General features: G+C 64.6%; 14 protein-coding genes and 1 other RNA gene. 5 read left to right on the top strand and 10 right to left on the bottom strand.

Annotation, left to right across the window (positions count from 1 at the left end; genetic code table 11):
- Positions 1-82 precede the first annotated feature (82 nt).
- From C1A15_RS05715 to C1A15_RS05705, 3 genes are all read right to left on the bottom strand, one after another.
- Positions 83-1228 carry a 4Fe-4S binding protein gene (locus tag C1A15_RS05715; RefSeq protein ID WP_101721655.1) on the bottom strand — a complete coding sequence of 382 codons (1146 nt, stop codon included), beginning with the start codon at positions 1226-1228 and terminating at the stop codon, positions 83-85.
- A 24-nt stretch (positions 1229-1252) separates the two neighbouring features.
- On the bottom strand, positions 1253-2587 hold the full coding sequence (gene mobB, locus C1A15_RS05710; RefSeq protein ID WP_101723718.1) for a molybdopterin-guanine dinucleotide biosynthesis protein B: 1335 nt from the start codon (positions 2585-2587) through the stop codon (positions 1253-1255).
- 117 nt (positions 2588-2704) lie between these two features.
- Entirely contained in the window at positions 2705-4141 is a 1437-nt protein-coding gene (locus tag C1A15_RS05705; protein ID WP_180953007.1) for a helix-turn-helix transcriptional regulator, read from the bottom strand.
- 213 nt (positions 4142-4354) lie between these two features.
- On the opposite strand from C1A15_RS05705, the gene C1A15_RS05700 reads away from it, so the two are divergent.
- Positions 4355-4963 carry a cytochrome c3 family protein gene (locus C1A15_RS05700; protein ID WP_146001813.1) on the top strand — a complete coding sequence of 203 codons (609 nt, stop codon included), beginning with the start codon at positions 4355-4357 and terminating at the stop codon, positions 4961-4963.
- Positions 4964-5002: 39 nt separating this feature from the next.
- Complete coding sequence (locus tag C1A15_RS05695) at positions 5003-6613, top strand: FAD-dependent oxidoreductase (RefSeq protein WP_101721652.1); 1611 nt, start codon at positions 5003-5005, stop codon at positions 6611-6613.
- Between the two features lie 84 nt (positions 6614-6697).
- On the opposite strand, the gene C1A15_RS05690 is transcribed toward C1A15_RS05695, so the two are convergent.
- Complete coding sequence (locus C1A15_RS05690) at positions 6698-8554, bottom strand: FAD-binding protein (protein WP_101721651.1); 1857 nt, start codon at positions 8552-8554, stop codon at positions 6698-6700.
- Between the two features lie 401 nt (positions 8555-8955).
- Here C1A15_RS05690 and C1A15_RS05685 point away from each other — a divergent pair, with 401 nt between their 5' ends.
- A complete protein-coding gene (locus tag C1A15_RS05685; RefSeq protein WP_245864937.1) occupies positions 8956-10254 on the top strand; it encodes a helix-turn-helix transcriptional regulator in 1299 nt (432 codons plus the stop codon).
- A 517-nt stretch (positions 10255-10771) separates the two neighbouring features.
- Here the strand turns inward: C1A15_RS05685 and recR are convergent.
- From recR to C1A15_RS05655, 6 genes are all read right to left on the bottom strand, one after another.
- The gene (gene recR, locus C1A15_RS05680; protein ID WP_101721649.1) at positions 10772-11368 is read right to left on the bottom strand and encodes a recombination mediator RecR; all 597 of its coding nucleotides are present in this window, start codon (positions 11366-11368) and stop codon (positions 10772-10774) included.
- 22 nt (positions 11369-11390) lie between these two features.
- Positions 11391-11735 (bottom strand): YbaB/EbfC family nucleoid-associated protein, encoded by a 345-nt coding sequence (locus C1A15_RS05675; RefSeq protein ID WP_101721648.1) that lies wholly within the window; start codon positions 11733-11735, stop codon positions 11391-11393.
- A 66-nt stretch (positions 11736-11801) separates the two neighbouring features.
- The gene (gene dnaX, locus C1A15_RS05670; protein ID WP_101721647.1) at positions 11802-13955 is read right to left on the bottom strand and encodes a DNA polymerase III subunit gamma/tau; all 2154 of its coding nucleotides are present in this window, start codon (positions 13953-13955) and stop codon (positions 11802-11804) included.
- Positions 13956-14011: 56 nt separating this feature from the next.
- Entirely contained in the window at positions 14012-14686 is a 675-nt protein-coding gene (locus tag C1A15_RS05665) for a VTT domain-containing protein (RefSeq protein ID WP_101721646.1), read from the bottom strand.
- Between the two features lie 205 nt (positions 14687-14891).
- Positions 14892-14985, bottom strand: an RNA gene (gene ffs / locus C1A15_RS05660) — signal recognition particle sRNA small type.
- Between the two features lie 116 nt (positions 14986-15101).
- Complete coding sequence (locus C1A15_RS05655) at positions 15102-15707, bottom strand: TetR/AcrR family transcriptional regulator (protein ID WP_101721645.1); 606 nt, start codon at positions 15705-15707, stop codon at positions 15102-15104.
- A 170-nt stretch (positions 15708-15877) separates the two neighbouring features.
- Here C1A15_RS05655 and C1A15_RS05650 point away from each other — a divergent pair, with 170 nt between their 5' ends.
- Together C1A15_RS05650 and C1A15_RS05645 are read left to right on the top strand one after the other, a co-directional pair.
- Positions 15878-16489, top strand: coding sequence for a hypothetical protein (locus C1A15_RS05650; RefSeq protein ID WP_146001812.1), 612 nt, complete (start codon positions 15878-15880; stop codon positions 16487-16489).
- 57 nt (positions 16490-16546) lie between these two features.
- Positions 16547-18739 carry a Txe/YoeB family addiction module toxin gene (locus tag C1A15_RS05645; protein WP_101721643.1) on the top strand — a complete coding sequence of 731 codons (2193 nt, stop codon included), beginning with the start codon at positions 16547-16549 and terminating at the stop codon, positions 18737-18739.
- Positions 18740-18755 lie beyond the last annotated feature (16 nt).

The raw sequence follows: 18755 nt of genomic DNA, 5'->3' as shown, positions 1-18755 counted from the left end.
TAGAGAAAACTCGCGTTTTTGTCCATAACCTTCCGCATCATCGAACCATCTCGGAGCAGCCGGACGGGATTCCCGCCCCCCCCTATCGCTTCAAGCTCGACAAAATGCCGGGTCGCGCAGGCGGGTTCGGGAGATGGATCAACCGCGGCTCGAAGTCGAACAGCTCCGCGGTGGACACCGTCGAGCTCACCGTCAGGCAGTTCTTGAGGCACGCGTCGGCGCACAGGTTGCACTGCACGCAATCGGCCGCCGAGAACTCGAGGAAGCTGCCCTCCCCTTCCTCGGGGACGAGCTCGCTCTTGCGCAGCGCGCCCGTGGGGCAGAACACCGTGCACATGGTGCACGAGCTGCACGCTTGCGCGTCGATGGACACCGAGCCGAACAGCCGCGTGTCGATCTCGGGCACCACCGGAGATCCCAGGCGGTCCATCGCGTCGAGCACGAGCATGCGCCGCTGCGGGTTGAACTGCGGCAGCGTTCCTGAGTCGGACATGCGCAGCCGCTCGCGCAGCGACGGCGCGGCGTTGTCGTTCTTGAACACCATCACCTCGGCCGTCTTGCCCGCAGCGTCCTTGGCCCGCGTGCGCGCGCTCGTGAAGAATCCGCGCCTCGACTCGCCCAGCAACGTACGCTTGTCTTCCAGCAGCACCTCGTCGGGAAACGCCGAGGCGCGCGTCACGCGGACGTCCGAGCCCTGCGCGGCCGCCAGCTCGTTCGCCGAGGCCACCGTGGCGTCGATGCCCGGCACGTTCGCGCGGAACTTGCACGTGGCGCACGTGCCGTCCACCAGCACGATGTCGCGCACGCCGCGCGCGGCGAGTCCCAGCAGCACGCTCTCTTCCATGCGCGCGAGGCACGGAACTTCCGCGAACTTCGCAGGGTCGGCCAGGCGCTTCGACGCGATGCGCGCGCACGCGAACACCGCCTGCCCGTCGGTCGCCACCACGCCGGCGGCCACGCTCGAAGCGAGGTCCTCGTCGAGCGGGCGCAACGGGATGAGCGCCTCGACCGGGCACACCGTGGTGCAGGCGCCGCACGCGACGCATCCTTCCGCGTCGAGCTCCAGCACGTTGTTCGCCGCGAACACCGAGCCCGTCGGGCACGCGTCGGCGCACTTCGCGCACGACGCATGGCGGTTGCGCACCACCACGCAGCGATCGCTCGCCAGATACACGGCCTTCGATTCCAGCGCTTCGGCCACTTCGACTATGTCTACCAGGTTCGGCATGCCAACCCCTCGTCTCGTCTTCCCCTACTTCTCGAGGAACGTCTCCTCGATGGCGCGCAGCTCCTCGGGCGTGTTCGCGTTGATGAAGCAGCCGCCCATCGGTTCGGCCTCCAGCACGCGCTCCTGCGGGAACTCGCACACCTGCACGTCCGCGAAGAACCCCTGGGCGCGCTTCTCGCCGCGGTCGAGCGCGGCGCGCACGGCCGGCAGGCAGCCCATGCGGCGGTACACCGCGTGGAACGGCTCGAACCCGTGCTTGTTCACCGGCACCACCACGTCGGCGCCCGTCTCGTTCATCGCCAGCGCCTCGGCCACCACGAGCGACGCGGAGGCGAACACCATGTCGCACGCCACCACGGCCACGTACGGATTGCGGGCGGCCTGCAACGCCGTGTACAGGCCCGGCAGCGCGCCGCGTACGTTGAACGCGTCGCACACCAGCTGGATGCGGTACTGCGGGAACTCGGCGTGCAGGAAGGCCAGCTTCTCGGGCTCGTTCGTCGTGATGACGAGGTCGTCCGCCACCGGCCCGAGGCGCTCCACCAGCCGGCAGATCAGCGGGCGGCCCGCGAACGGCACGGTGGCTTTGCTCTGCCCCATGCGCCGGCTCTCGCCGCCGGCCTGGATGACCACGGTGACGCGTGGGCGCACGAAGCGCTGCTCCACGAAGTCGGCGAGACCCGCGATGTCGTCGAGCGCGAACGCCGGCACATGGTACAGCTCCGCCGCGCGGCGCGCTTCGTCGATATCGGTGACGACGGCCACCGTATCGCACGTCGGCAGCTTGTTCGAGATGTCCGCGTAGTCGGGATGCTGCGTCTTGAAGTGGTCGTCGGCCGCGCCTCCGGCTTGCTGGGCGGCGCGGCGCAGCTGCTCGCGCGCCTCGTCGTCGGCCGGGGGCACGGTGCCGCGCGTGAACTGGGTGAAGTCGGTGCCCAACGGCCAGCCGCAGCGCGCGCCCTCGGCGAACACGTCGGCCACCCGCGCATCGGCGTCGTTGCCCGAGCGCATGATCTCGATGGTGGGCAGCCCGCTTTTGCGGTACCCCTCCACCACCACGATGTCGTGGCCCGGCATGCTGCGCACGATGTCCGAGCATTCCAGCTCGCCCTCCACCGTCTTGATGCGCGCCATCTGCCCGGGCGCGGCGATCACCGTCTCGCGCGCGCCGGCGGCGCGATGGCGATACGAGTCCTTCCCGGGGTAGTCGATATCGAAGCCCACGTGGCTGTGGTGCTTCACGCTGCCCACGTCGCGACCGCGTCGCACCAGCTCGGCGATGAGCTGCTCGATGAGCGTCGTCTTGCCTGAATTGTGCCGCCCGACGATAGCCAAGGCGGGGCTAGGAATGTTTACCATGTTCCACGCGTCCTTTCGGCGCACCAGTATAGCATGAAGCGCCGCGCGCGCACCGAAGGCGACGATGCCGCGCACAGAGTGCGGCTTCCGCCGACGTGGGCGATGCCGCTCATGGCATCACGGCGTGGACTCGCGGTAGCGCTGCAGCATATCAAGCATCTCCTCCTTTGAATGCACGTCGAGTTTCGCATAAAGCCTCTTGGTATGGCCGCGCACGGTGTTGAGCGATATGCCGAGCTTATCACCGCAAAACTGCAGCGTTCTACCTTGACAGAGCAAGACGACGATCTCCTTTTCACGCTTCGTAAAGCGGTATTCGCGCGCGGCGCGCTCGATGCTCAACTCCACCGCTTCGCTCAACGAAACGGGCGCATCCTCGGTATCGGTAATCACCCGGGGAGCGGATACGGCGGGATTCTCTTGCTTCCCCGGCTTGAACAGCGCGATAAGGTATACGACGACGAGAAACACCCCCAACGAGACAAGCATGACCAACGAGTTGCCGAAACGCTCAATCCATTTCGCCGACAACTCGCCGAATGCGGTGAACACCAGCATGAGAGCCCAACCGAACGCGAACATGACATACGGAGGCTTGTCCGACCGCTGGGTGAAATCGACGACCCGTATCCACCAATATGCAAGGATCAAGTAGTTTGCGGTTGCGAACAAAGTAAGCGCGACGCTGCTCAAAGCCCCGTCGCTGACCAGGACCATGAGAAAGCTCACCGTCGTCACGGTGGTGATGACGTACCACATCGATAGGAGGTTGAAGCTGTTCTTCAATAGGTAAAGCTGAACGAGGGGGACCAGGACGATGAGGGCTCCCGCCACCCGATACACCACGTGATACACCGACATCGGCTCGACGGCACCGCCGAACGGAAGCGCCTGCATGATCCCCCACACGAACGAGTAGATGGCCATGGAGACGATCCATTTCGCGTCGCCTCTGCCGAACGGCGGCGTGCGAGGAACGCTCGGCACCTCAAGACGAGAAGCATGCGTCGTGCGCGCCCTCTCGAAAGCGAAGCATCCGACCAAGGGGAACACGAGCAACGATGCCCCGGTGAACAGCGAGGGAAGGAAGGCGAGCGCGATGACCAGCAGCGGAGCGAGCGACAGCGAAACGCAAATATGGAGAAGGACCGCGGGAAGCGGGAAGCGAACGTATACCTCGCCCCATTGGATATACAACCAACCAGCCATCATGCTTCCCAGCACGAGCGCCACGACGCTCCCGTCACCGAGCGCGCCCGTCCAAACCAGTTCGCCCAGCACCACCATAGAAACCGTTAGGCCGATATTGAGCCTGCGGACGGTTTGGGAGCTTAAACGCCGGCCCCGAGCGATCAAGACCACGGCAAGGGGAAACAGCCCCCGAAACAGGGTGCTCAGCAGAAGGTCGGCGCTTCCATCCCCCAAAACCTGCTGCCCGTACGGCAGGCAGCCCAACCAAACGCGCACGCCCACGATCCCCAGCAGCGGATAGAACCATACGGACGGCTTTTTCCCTTCTCGCCCCCAGCTCGTCGAGCTTCTTTCTTCCCCCATGCCCGCCTCCTCCACCCCTTGTTGCAGCCTAGCAAGACAATAGCACAAGGCGTTTCGACCATAGCTGCGCACCCTCGCACGCACAAGGGACATGAAAGATGTCCCCGCCAACGCCGCTCCATCATGATTCATGTCTCTATGAAACGAACCCGCTTCCCCCAATACTGGTGCCATGGAACCGACCGGTTCAAGCATGCTAAGAAAGGAGGGATCATGAGTGAGGAAAGACCGCATGAAACGCGCAAGTCGCACAAGAGATTGGTGACCGCAGCTTGCATCGTCGCCGTCGTGCTCGTCGGAGCTGGGGCGGGATTTTGGGTCTGGCACGAACAGCCGTCGTTTTGCGGGACGGTCTGCCACGACTCCATGGGTTCGTATCTGGAATCGTACGAGCAGGGCTCCATGCTCGCCAGCGAGCACGCGAAGTCCGACGTCGCCTGTCTCGACTGCCACGAAGCAGAGATAAGCGCGCAATTGACGGAGCTGCAGGTCCAATTGAGCGGGGACTACCGATTACCGCTTGCGAAGATGGAGGTCGACGACGATTTCTGCCTGCAGGACGGGTGCCACTCGCGCGAAGAGGTCGCATCGAAGACCGCCGATTACGTTGCGGGAAACAAAATGACCGTCAACCCTCACGAGATCACGTTTTCGGCCGACTACGGCGAAACCGAAAGCCCGCACGAGGTTGACGGCGAAACCGTGGCCTGCGCCACCTGCCACACCGTGCATCGTTCATCGGCGGGCATCGATTACTGCTACGACGCCTGCCATCATACCAAGACATTCGATTCTTGCTACGGATGCCACGATCATCGCTGATCGCAGAGAAGCCATGGAACCAAGGAGAGGGGAACCAGCATGAAAAATGAACTGACACGCCGCTCGTTCGTGACGGCAGGAGCTTCGGCTCTCGCACTTGGCACGCTCGCGCTAGCAGGGTGCTCAGGCGCGGGCGACAAGTCCGGCGCTGCCTGGGACGAAGAGACGGACGTAATCGTGGTCGGCTTCGGAGGCGCGGGCGCAGCTGCCGCCATCAACGCTTCCGAAGCCGGGGCGAACGTGATCCTGCTCGAAAAAGCCCCCGAGAAAGACTGCGGTGGGAATACGTCCGTCTCAGGAGGCACGATGTGCGTCGCCGACCCGAGCAAGCTCGACATGGCGCACGAATTCATCCGTTACCAGATGCCCGACACCACCACCGACGAGGAGATCGACGGCTATCTCGAGGAGTCTTCGACGCTCGAACAGTGGCTCGTGGACCACGGGGCCGACGTGAAAGTGAATGAGACAAGAGGATCGATGTACGGAGCCTTGGAAACGGCCGAGGCCTTTCCCAAGGCTCTCAAAGTCGGCGGCAACGGCTACAGCCTCTTCACCTTCCTGAAAGGCGTCGTGGAGTCATCTGCCGGAGTTGCCGTGCGCTACGAGACGCCCGCGCGCGATCTCGTGCTCGATTCCGACACGAACGAGGTGCTCGGCGTGCTTGCCTCTGATGCGACCGGCAACGAACTGCGCATCAGGGCAAATCGGGGCGTGGTGCTCTGTTTGGGAGGGTTCGAGGGAAACCATCAGATGAAAACCGCCTACTACCCTCCGAACGTTCCGATCTTTCCCTGCGGCACACCGTACAACACCGGCGACGGCATCGCGATGGTCGCAAAAGCAGGTGCGCAGCTGCGCGGCTTTTCGTCGGTCGAATGGGGTTGCCATTGCTGCAAACCCGCATCGGAGGAGGTCGGGGTTTCGTGCGGGTTCACCTGGACCGAGTTCGATTGCTGGAACAACAGCATCATGGTGAACGCCGCCGGTGAGCGCTTCGTGAACGAATCCGGACGCACCGTGTCCGACCGCGCCATCATGCGCCCCCTGCACGACAAGTCCCAACTTCCCGAGCTTGCCTTCAGCATGGACGCGCTTGGATATGCGAACCTCCCGATGTTCCTCATCTGCGACTCGACCAAAGTATCGTCCGGCCCCGTGTTCAACAACTGCTCGGCGGCATCCGGCAATCACTGGGCCCACATCCACGAATGGTACACATGGAGCGACGATAACAAAGCGGAAATCGAGAAGGGCTGGCTCGTCGAAGCCGACACGATTGAAGAGCTCGCAGAAGCACTCGGCATCGATCCTTCCGGCCTTGCGGCAACGGTGGCCTCGTACAACGAATCGTGCGCATCGGGCACGGACGACGCTTTTGGACGCACCGACGCGCTCACGCCGATTCAAGCGTCGCCCTTCTATGGATGCGAATTGGGACTCGGCATCATCAACACGCAAGGCGGACCTGCGCGCGACGGGGCGCACCGCGTAATCGGCAACGACGGGAACCCGATTCCCCGTCTCTATGCCGGAGGAGAGTTCGGGTCGCTGTATGGATGGCTCTATCAAGGGGCAGGTAACGTGCCCGAAGCCCTCGGCGCCCGCATAGCCGGCACGAACGCCGCAAACGAGACGCCTTTGTCGTAATGTCGCCTTGCGTCGTTGACGCGACGATGCCGCGCCCGAAGGGGCGCGGCATCGCTGGGAGGGAGGGATGTCGTCGGAAAGAGGCTACGCGGTGGCGGCGTGCTTGCCGGCCACGCGGCCGCTCGTCATGGCGTTGCCCATGTTGTTGCCGGCCGAGGGGCAGTTGTAGGCGTTGCCGTAGCGCTCGCCCATCGTGTTGCCCACGGCGTACAGGCCGTCGATCACCGCGTTCTTCGATGCGGTCAGCACCTGGTAGTTGCCGTTCACGCACAGGCCCGCCAACGTGTTGAGGCCGGGGCCGTACAACTTGCTCGTACCCTGCACGGCCAGGTAGAACGGGCCCTCGTCGATAGGGATCAGCAGGTTCTCCGGCTTGCCGAAGTCGGCGTCCTTGCCCGCCGCGCACAGCTCGTTGTAGCGCTCGACGCTGGCCTTGGCGTTCTCGAGCGCCTCGCCCTCGAGGCCCGCATTCTTCAGCACCTCCTCGACGGTGGCGCCCACGAAGATCTCGTTCACGAACGGGCTCGTGCGGTTCGCGATCTCCAGGCCGCGCACTTCGGCGGTGCCGGCGGCGGGATCGGCCGCCTCCATGTTCGCCTGGAACTCCTCGATGCCCTCGGGGAAGCCCCAGTTGGGAGCGCCGTGATCGAGGCCGCCCGCCTGGATGTACTGCATGTACTTGCTGTCCATGATGGCGAAGTTGCCCACCATCTTGGCGTTCAGGTCGATGGGCTGGCGACACGATTGCGCCAGCACGAGGCCGGCGAACGACTCGTTCATGAAGCGCTCGCCCTTGCAGTTCATCCACAGGCACGGCGTGGAGCCCCAGGGGCCGAACGAGATGGAGGGCGCGTCGCCCGCCACCGGGCGCGGATGGCTCTCGATGGCACCGCCCGCCCAGCATCCGATCTTGTGGCCAGAGCCGTCGCAGTCGGTCATGCCCATAAGCTCGCCGCGATCCACGCCGTGGCGCTCGGCGTTCTCGGCGCATTCCGAGCACAGCTCCCACACCATGTCGGTGTTGCCGCCGAAGTCGCCCGTGGCCAGGATGACGCCCTTGGACGCCTCGTACTTCACGTAGTTTCCGTTAGCGTCCTCGGCGATGACGCCCGTCACCTTGCCCGCGTCGTCCTGGACGCAGCGCGCCGCGGTCTGCCCGCAGAACCACTCCGCGCCCAGGTCCTCGGCCGCATCGCGGCAGTACTCCTCGATCTCGGCCAGGCGCGAGATGCCCGTCTTCTGCTTCTTGCCCACGGGCTGCTCGTTCTTCGTGCCCACCGTCTGCACGGTGGAGGCCCAAATCTTGTAGCCCGACACCTCCACGGGATAATCGGCGCCGCTGGGCTTGTCGTAGGCGATCTGCACGATGCACTGGCCGCCCTCGTAGTCGAACACGTCGGACGTCTCGGGGACGAGCGAGGCCAGGTTGTCCATCATCTCGCCGGAGTTGTACACGAACGAGCGGATGACCTCGGTGTTGCATCGGCCGTTGGCGCGGCGGACGTACTCGTTGACGATCTCGTCGAGGTCGTACGGGCCGAAGCCCCAGCCCCTGAGCATTTCGGAGTTGTACGAGCAGATGTCGTCGCCGCGGTAGATGATCTCCCCGTCGTTGTGCTTCTCGATGACGGCCACCTTCGCGCCCTCCTGCGCCGCCGCGAGCGCCGCCTGCGTGCCGGCATGGCCGCCGCCCACCACCACGACGTCGAAGCTCTTCGTCTCCGCGATGTCGGCGTCGGCGATCTCGGGCGCGCTGCCCAGCCAATCCTCGTCGCACATGTAATAGGTCGGACGCGCCGCCGCGCCCTCGGCGGACGACGCGTCGCCGCCCTTCGCCGACGCGGCCGACGTCTGCGGCGCGCATCCGGTCAGCCCCGCCATCGCGCCGACGATGCCCGCGCTCGCCGCGCCCACCAAGAAGTTCCTGCGAGAAAGCTCCATGTTCCCCATCTCCTTTGCGTTGTGCTTCTGCGTTGTGCCTTGAACTCTGCGCCCCCATCTTTGCCTCCGGCGGCGCGCCCTTCCATCCGAAAAAACGTTGATTTCCGTTTCCGCAGATGGGACGATCATCTCAACGGTTTTACGTAGACCGCCTCAACGCTAGTCGTTTGCGCAGGTGAAGTGCGTGAATGGTATAATGCGACGCACACGGCGAGAAGGGAGCGACCATCGAGGCACAACGCAACAGCACGAAAGAGCTCGGCAGCGCGCGGACGGGCGGCGAGATTTCACCGCCCGCGACGGCCGCGCTGATCGTCGGGGTCGCTTGCCTGTTCTCCACGCTGCTCATCTACTCGGGCACCGTCATCTCGTTTCTGCGCTTCGAGCACGCCGAGCTGTTCATGAGTACGTTCGCGGAAACCACCCTGCTGGCCGCCACGCTGTTCGGAGCGCTGTTCGTGGGGCTGTCGCTGACGGGCAAGCGCCTCCCCTTCATGCTGCTCGGCGCGGGAGGCGGCATCCTGTACCTGTGCTGCGCGCTCGCGTTCGCGTACTTCTCCTGGTTCGGCAGCCCGGACGACGCGCCGATCATCGCGCTGTCCACGGCCGTGGCCCTCGGCGACGCGTGCCTGGCGCTCGCCTGGGGGCGCATCTGCGCGCGCTTCAAGATCAAGCGCGCGCTCGTCGCGGTCTCGCTCGCCAGCATGCTGTCGGCGGGCATCTGCTTCCTGTACGCTGTCCTGCCGCTGCCGGGCGTGACGGTGCTGTTCGTGCTGAGCTCCATCGTGGCCGTCATCGTCCCCCTCGCGTTCTCGGGGATGGCGCACGACGGCGACGAGGCGGCGCCCGAGCGTCCCGAGGGCCGCACGGCAAGCGCCACCATCGCCTCGCTAGCCGACGTCATCGTCGCGCCGGGGCTGGGGCTGCTCGTGTTCGCGTTCGTGATGGCCGTCATGCGCACCGCGTTCAACGAAAGCCAGGACGCCTATCTGGCAGCGCTCGCGCTCGATGCGGCGGCGCTGCTGGCTTACACGGCCTTGCGCAAGAAGCGCTTCACGCTGCGCGGTGGCATGCACCAGACGTTCCTGCCGCTCATGGCCATGGTGCTGCTGGCCGCTACGAGCATCTCCGCATCCGTCGGCAGCGGTTCGGCGCTCGTGTCGTTTTTGACCTACGCGCTGTACGCGCTCGCCGCCATCCTCACGCTGGCCGCGCTGTGCGCCATCGCAAACGCGGGCGAGTTCTCGGCCGACCTCGTGTTCTCCACCGCCGTGCTGCTGTTCTGCGCCGCCTCGTTCGCCGGCCAGAGCTTCGCGAGCGTGCTCGACGACGACCTCGTCCACGTGGCGGTGACGGTGACCACCACGCTGTACGCGTTCGTCATGGTGCTGTCGTCGTACGTGCGCCGCACGCGCGACGCCCACGACGAGCCGCGCGCCGCCGAACGCATCGAGGACGAGGCGACGCCCGCCTGTTCGCTCGATCGCTGCGCCCAGCTGGCCGCCGCGCACAACCTCACGGCGCGCGAGCAGGAGATCCTCGCCTACCTCGCCGAGGGGCACAGCGGCGCCTACATCTCCGACGTGCTGTTCATCTCGCCGAACACGGTGCGCACCCACATCCACAACATCTACCGCAAGCTCGACGTGTCGTCACGCGAGGATATCCTGCGCCTGACGAAGTCCGCGACCAGGATTTGACGTTATCGTTTCCGCAGCTCGCATGGCCGAACGTTGTTCGCCGAAAATATATGTTGTGATTTCGTGGAGAGGGGTGGTATAATCATCCGTGCATTTACAGAGGCTTTGATGCTTCGGTAAAGATAAGGGTTCTGTTTTTTGGAGGGGGCAGAACCCTTTGTCTTTCTTTGGGACGTTCGCGTCCCATTTTTTATGCCCGGAGCCGCTCCGGAAGAGCCGCCGCGGCACGGGCATGGCGCATCGCCGTTCCGCGCACCGGCTCCGTGCGCAGGTGCTGCGCGTCGGTTCCGTGTCTAAGAAGTCCGGTTTCGTGGCAGTTTTCGACGGAAATCCGTCATCGATTCCCAGCGTTGGAAGCGGAGCCTTTTCGCCCACGCCGTTGAGCTGGGGCGATGGAAAAGCGCGAAACATGAATTGCTTGGAAAGCGCCATTTCGCCCTCTCATTCGACGTATTTCCGTCGAAAACTGCCACGAATCGGAAATCCGTTGGCACGCCCTCACTCGCAGCGGGGCTCCCTACAGCGGCCGCCTGGCCTCGATGGCGCGGCCGAGGGTCACCTCGTCGGCGAACTCGAGGTCGCCGCCGACGGGCAGGCCGCTGGCGGGACGGGTGACGGCGATGCCGAGCGGCTTGATGAGCCGGGCGAGGTAGGTGGCCGTGGTCTCGCCCTCTACGTTGGGGTTCGTGGCCAGCACCACCTCGCGCACCTCGTCGGACGCGAGGCGCTTCATGAGCTCGGCGATGTGCAGCTCGTCGGGGCCGATGCCCTCCATGGGCGAAAGCGCCCCGCCCAACACGTGGTACACGCCGTTGTAGACGGCGGTGCGCTCGATGGGCGGGATGTCGCGCGGCTCGCTTACCACGCAGATGATGCTCGCGTCGCGCTTCGACGACTGGCAGATCTCGCACAGCTCGCCCTCGGCGTAGTTGAAGCAGCGTGAGCAGAAGCGCACGGTCTCCTTAACCTCGGCGATGGCCTCGGACAGGCGCAGCGCCGTCGCCTTGTCGGTGTTGAGGATCCAGTACGCGATACGCTGCGCCGACTTCGGCCCGACGCCCGGCAAGCGTTCCAGCTCGTCGAGCAGCTTCTGGATGGACGGCGCAGCGTACATGATCGTATTCTTCCGAACCGCTCTACATGAGGCCCGGGATGCTCATGCCGCCCGTGGCGGCATTCAGGCGCTGGGAGCTCAGCTCGGACACGCCGCGCAACGCCTCGTTCACGGCAGCGGCCACCATATCCTGCAGCATCTCGACATCCTCGGGATCCACGGCCTCGGGGTCGATGACGATGCTCTGCACGGCCATGTCGCCGGTGGCCACGACCTTCACCATGCCGCCGCCGGCAGTGGCCTCGAACGTCATGTCCTTGATCTCTTCCTGAGCCTTCGCCAGCTCGGCCTGCATCTTCTGCGCCTGCTTCATCATGGCGCCCATGTTGCCGCCACCGCCGCCGGGAAAACCGCCTCGTTTCGACATCGTCGTCTCCTATCTATCATGGTCGTTTTGCATATGCCGCATACGTGCGGCGGAATATCTGTCGCGCTATTCTCTCACTTCTTCGACGCGCACGCCATCGCCGAAGCCGGCGGCCAGAATGGCCTGCAGCTCCTCGGGTGACTGGGTGCCCGCAGGCGCCGGCGTCGCCGACGTGCGCGTATCGACCGGTGCGGGCCCAGGCGTCGGCGCGGGCGTCGCAGCCGGCGCGGGCGCGGGGGTCGCGGCGGGAACCGGGGCCGGGGATGACGAGACGAAGCCGTCGTCGTACGGAACCACTTCGTCCTCGTACGGGGGAATGTCGTAGTCGGGAACCGCGGCCGGGCGGGGAGCGGGCGCGGGAGTCGGCGCCGGCCTCGGAGCCGGGGCCGCCTGCTGCACCTGCGGACGCGAAGCCGGCGCGGGCGCAGGACGCGGAGCCGACGCGGGAACCGCCGCCGACGCCGAAGCCGTGGCAACCGCGCCGCCCTGCGCGTAGGCGAAGTGCAGCGACTCGCCGCATGCCTGCGTGAGCGCCACCGACACGGCCTCCTGCACGTCGGGTTTCTGCACCGCCTTGAACGCGAACGAGTTCTCGGCCGGGAACTCGATGATCAGCGTCCCCTTGTCCGCGTCGTACACCGCCTTCGTGTTGAGGAACAGCACGCCGTAGGCGGCCTTGTTCTTCTTGAGCGTCGCCAGCGCCGCCTGCCATACCCGCTGCAACGCGGCGGGGTTCTGCAAGCTCGCCTTCAGCTGGTCAGTGGGGGCGCCGGCCGGGGCGGGAGCAGGCCCGCTCGCCTGCGACGGCGTCGGCGAAGCGACCTGCGGAGCAGGCGCAGGCTGCGCCTCTTGCCGCACCGGCGGTGCAGCCTGCGGGGTCGGCGCCGCTTGCATCGGCGCAACACCCGCCGTCGCGACACGGTTCTCCGTCGGCGCATGACCGGGGTTCTCCGTCGGCGCATGACCGGGAGCGGGGGCCGCGGCCGGTTGGGGGGCGGGGGCCGCAGCAACCGGCGCCTGAGCCGGTGCAGCGCTTGCCGCCGCGGCAACCCCGCCGCCGGTCACGTGCGCCACCGCGGAATGCCCGCTCTCCAGCGCCTCGATGCGCTCGGCGAGCGCTTCCAGCGTCAGATCCGAATCGGGACGCACCATGCGGGTGAGCGCGATCTCGAACGACAGGCGCGGGTTCGTCGACGTCTTCAGCTCGGCCGACAGATCGCCCAGCACGCCCAGCAGCCGCGCCAGCCGGTCGGGCCCGAACAGCGACAGCTCGCTCGCCAGCTCGCGGCGCACGGTCTCGCCCACGTCGAGCGCCACGTCGGCGCCCGCCAGCGACATCACGTACATGTTGCGCATATGCTCGGCCAGGTCGCGCGTGAACTGCGCGAGGTCGGCGCCCGTCTCCACGTATTCGGCCGTCCAGCGGAAGCACGACGCCACGTCGCGCGTGCCGATGGCCCGCACGATCTCGGCCAGATCGTTCGTGTCGATGGATCCCAGCAGCCGTTCGGCCACCTCCATCGTCACCTTGCCCTCGCCGAACGCGATGAGCTGCTCGAGCGAGGTCAGCGCGTTGCGCATGCCTCCTTCGGCGCGGTGCGCGATCAGGTCGAGCGCCTCGCCCTCGAACTCCACATCCTCGGACACGCAGATGGCGCCGAGGCGCGATACGATGGATTCGGCCGAGATGCGGCGGAAGTCGAAGCGCTGGCAGCGCGAGTGGATGGTCTCGGGCACCTTCTGCGGATCGGTGGTGGCCAGGATGAACACGACATGGCTCGGCGGCTCCTCGAGCGTCTTCAACAGCGCATTGAACGCCGCCGTCGACAGCATGTGGACCTCGTCGATGATGTAGATCTTGTAGCGCCCGCGCGTGGGGGCGAACTGCACGCGCCCGATGATCTCCTCGCGCACATTCTCCACGCCGGTGCGCGACGCGGCGTCCAGCTCGTACACGTCGGGATGCTCGCCGTTCGCGATCATCACGCAGTCGTCGCACGTGCCGTCGGGCTCGGGCGTGGGGCCGTGCTCGCACAGCAGCGCCTTCGCCAGCAGGCGCGCAGTGGTGGTCTTGCCGGTGCCGCGCGGACCCGTGAACAGGTAGGCGTGGCTCACCTTGTCCTGCTCGATCGCGTTCTTGATCGTGCGTTCGATATGTTCCTGGCCCACCACGTCTTCGAAGATCTGCGGGCGGTATTTTCTATAGAGTGCCTCTGCCATCGTGCATGCTCACAATCTCGCGTTTGCTTTCACCTTGATCGTGCACGCCGCGCACCTTATGCGTCGGCGTTGACCTTCTTCGCCTTGCGAGCGCTCATCGCCGCTTTGACGGCCCCGATGATGGCCGGCGCCACCGACACGGCCACGATGCCCAGCACGATGACCTCGAAGTGCTCCTGCACCACGGGAATGCCGCCGAAGAAGTAGCCCACCAGCACGAACAGGCTGACCCACGCGATGCCGCCGATGCAGTTGAACAGCGTAAACTTGCCGAAATTCATGTGGCCGGTGCCGGCAATGAACGGGGCGAACGTGCGGAAGAACGGCATGAAGCGCGTGATGACGATGGTCAGGCCGCCGAACTTCGCGAAGAAGTGGTCGAGCTTGGCCATGCGCTCGGGCGTGAGCGCCTTCACCTTGCCGGAGTCGATGATGCGCTTGCCGAAGAAGCGGGCGATCCAGTAGTTCGAGGTGTTGCCCAAAATGGCCGCGACGTAGAACACGATGAGCGTGGCCCAGATGTTCAGGCCGCCGCCGTCGGCCGAGAACACGCCGGCTGCGAACAGCAGCGAATCGCCGGGCAGGAAGGGGAAGAACACGAGGCCCGTCTCCACGAACACGATGAGGAACAGCGGCGAGTACACCCAGAGGGGGCCCAGCGCGATGATCCAGCCGGCAATCGCCCCGCGCGGGTCGCTGAGCAGATTGACGAAGAAGTTGATGATGTCCATGAATGCCCTTCAGTGCCACAGGTTGTCAAACCACCGGTCCAGCCATGTCAGCGAGAAGGGCTGCGGTGCCGGAGATTGCCCCGTCGCGCGGCCGAGCGTGCTTCGGCACGTGAGGGCAAGCGTGAAAGGGGCAAGATTCGGTGCCGCAGCCCTTCGCAGCGTCGAGCCGTTTCGCTTGGCCGGAAGGCCAAGCGAAACAAAGTATCCCGGATAGGCAGGGGCGCTCGCCAGCGGTCCCTTATGGCTGCTTCCTCCCGGACCTGACCAGGTTCGGAACATGGCGCCGCCCCGGCCCATCCGAGATACTCGTAAAGCATGCTCGCGCATGCGAAGCATCAGTATAGACGAAGCGCGCCCGCCGCGCTCCCCCTCCCCCGCCGAAGCAACCAAATGTCCACAGAGCCTCGGTGCGGGCTTAAGAGGACGCGTCGGAGTCTCCCAATATGAGGTTGACGGCTGTTCGGATAGTGTCTCGGTCGTAGGGAACGCCCATGAAACAGGAGTTGATCATGGCGCCTTCCATGAACGCGCAGAGGATTTTCGCACGCTGCTCGTCCATGAACGGCCTGCATCTGCGCAAGAACGACTCGAAAGCACTCCTCGTTATGTCCTCCACCTCGGGATCTTCGATCGCCGCTGCGTAGAGCGCGGCGTCAGCGTGCACTCTATGGCGATCCGAGAGGTACTCGTTGATGACCTCCGCAAGCGCTGCCGCATCGCGGCTTCCCTGCTCAGTAACGAGGAACACCTCGTCGTATTCGCGTTCGATCCTCCGAGCGACCTCGGCCAAGCCCTCGCGCCGCAGCTCGTCGATGCTCTTGAAATACTGCGTGGTCGATCCCAACGGAACGCCGGCTTCCTCGGCCACGCGCCGGTTGGTGATCTTGCTGCTTCCCTCGCGAGATATGAGATCGGCGGCGGCGTTGACGATGGCCTGCTTTCTTCCGGCAGGATCGCGCGGCGCACGTCTCTTCTTTGGATTCTTCGTCGATTCGCTGAGCTTCGCTCCGTCTTCTTTCATGGAAACCTCCTGCGCGGATCGCGCTCCAACACTTTGCGAACTCCTATTCTAATCCATTATTTCGTTAATGTACACTTGAACATTAACTTCCTCGGTGTTATGCTTCCAAATGTACATAAGTACATTAAAAGGGTTGTACCGGTTTCGGAAGAGAGAAGAGGTCGATTAAGATGAAGAAAAAGATTCCTATTGTTGCCGTTTTCGCCTTGAGCATGTTCGCAGCTTGCGCGCTTGCCGGCTGCGGGGCGAGCCTGGATCGCGAGGTGAGCGTCCAAAGCATGGCGTTCAAGGCTCCGAACTCCTGGATCGAAAGCTCGAGCGACGGCAACGGCGAATCACGAGGAACGGTCAGCTTCGTGGAAGACAACGCCGATTTGGACGAAGACGAAACGGGTAACAGCCTCGTTGTCAGCTACGAGAAGCTCGCAGAGAAGCCGGAAGCGGCCAGCGCGCCCGCGGTCGAGGAGTCGGGCGCTGAGCAAGAGGCCGGGGCCGCCGACCCCGTCGTCCGTACGGCTGCCGAAGCCATCGCAGCGAAGCAGGCCGACCTCGAAAAGAAGCATGGCATATCCGCGTGGAGCATCGACAAGGAGAAGTCCCAGGTGATCGATGGTGCCCAGGTCACGATTTACGAGTACAGCTTCGTCAAGGACATCGAGGGAGTGAAGCGAACCTACGAATTCAAAACCGCCTACGTCGTCGCGCCCGACACGATCTACGAGATCAACGTCGTGGGCGACAAGGTGGACATCAACAGCGTGGTGGACAGCATCGAGCTGTAGCGACAAGGAACAGGAGAGCACGCATTCGGAAACACGTAAGGAAGGTGTACGCCTATTATGGATGACTCTATCGTAATCAAACCACAGACGATCTCGAAAGGTCGCCTGTGGACAGCTCTCATCGCGATCTTGCTGGGGCAGTTCGTGGTCGCCATCGACCTGACCGTCCTCAACATCGCGCTGCCCGAGCTGACCCGGGATCTCAGTCCCACATCGGATCAGCTTCTCTGGACGGTCGACGTCTACTCGCTCGTGCTGGCAGGATTCCTCGTTGCCACGAGCTCGCTCTCGGACCGGTTCGGCAGAAAGAAGATGCTCCTCGGAGGATTCCTCATCTTCGGCATCGGCTCCGTCCTGGTCGTATTCATCAACGACGCAAGCCAGCTCATCGCCATCCGCGCCTTCCTGGGCATCGGCGGAGCGATGATCATGCCCATAACCATATCTATGATCCGGAGCATCTTCACGGATTCGAAGGAACGCGCGATAGCCGTTGCCGCGTGGTCGGCCATCAGCGCTATCGGCATGGCAGCCGGCCCGCTCATCGGTGGATTTTTGCTTGAGCATTTCAACTGGCACTCGGCGTTCCTCGTGAACGTGCCCCTCGTCGGTATCGCCTTCCTGCTCGGCATCTTCGCCATGCCCGAAGTGCGTCTCAAGAATCCCGGACGCTTCGATCTTGTGGGCTCGATCCTCGCCCTTGCCGGTATGGCGGCGCTTCTGTGGGGCATCAAGCACCTCGCAGCCGAGCTGGCTTTCGATGTCGTGGGCGTGGCGGCTGCGCTCGGCGGTCTGGCCCTCATGGTGGTGTTCGTCGTCAGGTGCCTGAAGTCCCCAAACCCCATCGTCGATTTATCCCTGTTCAAAAGCAAGACGTTCTCAGCCGGCGTCATCGCCACCATGGCATGCACGTTCGCCCTGGCCGTGCTCCTGTACATGCTCGCCCAATGGCTGCAGCTGGTCAACGGCGACGGTACGCTTGAATCGGGCATCCACCTCATTCCCATGTCCGTGGCCACCTTGATCTCGAGCCTGGGAGCGGCGGCCCTCGCGATGCGCTACCAGGCGCGGCACGTGGTCGCCGGCGGCTTGGTGCTGGCCGCAGGCGCCATGCTCATGCTGTTCTTCTTCCGCGACGACCTCACCCTCGCCCCCGTCATCATCTCAACCTGCCTGGTAGGATTGGGAACGGGCTCGCTGGCCATCGGCGCATCGCTCATCATGGCCGAAACGCCGGTGGAGAAGGCATCGAGCGCAGGCAGTCTCCAGGAAATCTCTTACGATCTGGGCAACGTGCTGGGCGTTGCGATTCTGGGAAGCCTCGCCTCCATCATCTACCGCTCCGAACTCGGCACCGGCGCCCTGCGCGCCATGGGCTTGGACGGACAGGCCATCAACGCGGCTAAGCAGTCGTTCGCCGCGACGACGGAGATCGGCAACGCGTACGGGCTGCCCGAGCTGCTCAAGCGCGGCGCTGAGGCGTTCAACGAGTCCCTCGTCGTGACCTGCATCGTGGGCGGCATCGTCATCCTGGTGTCGGCCATCGTCGTGCGGAAGCTCATCCCCAAGGGGTTGAAGATCACCGAGGACGATGACGCGCAAGCCCCTTCGAAGGAACGCGCGCTCCCCGTACCGAGCGAAGTCCTTCCGCCTGCCGCAGGCGCTCCCCGCAAGGAGCATGTGGCTCTCGAGAACACGCGATTTGCCGCCATGATGGACGACATGGGCATGAGCATGGTCAACGTCCCCCTCGACACCCCAACGCTGGAGCAGCTGGAGGCGATGTGCAAGAACCTGGGCATCGACGTTTCCACGGCGTTCCTCATCTTCGCCAAAAAAGCGGTCGAGGAAGGCCAGCTTCCGCTCGGGCTGCCCGTCGAAGTGGCGTACAGCGCCGAAGACCTCGCCCGCATCGATAGCAATGTGGCGGCCCTCGACGAAGGCCGGGGAGTCATGCACGAATCGAACGACAAGATCAGGGTATGGGCCCCCGAAGCTTGGGAGGACTACCGCGCTTGGAGGAGCCAGGACGACACCGTCCGCCAGCGCATCAAGACGCTGATCGAGAGCATCGAGGAAGATGGTGCGGACGTGGGGCTCGGCGAGCCACGGCCCGTGAAGCGGGGGGATTCGTCGCTCTGGGCGCGGCGCATCGCCGACGATCACCTGCTGGTGTACCGCATCGAAGGAGGCGACGTGCAGGTCATCGCCTGCAGAAGTCACCCAGACACGCCCGAGCAATCCTCGTAGAAGAAGGGGCCGAAGT

This window comes from Eggerthella timonensis, from assembly GCF_900184265.1.
GTDB lineage: Bacteria > Actinomycetota > Coriobacteriia > Coriobacteriales > Eggerthellaceae > Eggerthella > Eggerthella timonensis.
The sequence above is the reverse complement of the archived record's forward strand: the minus strand, read 5'-3'. Positions and strand labels throughout refer to the sequence as shown.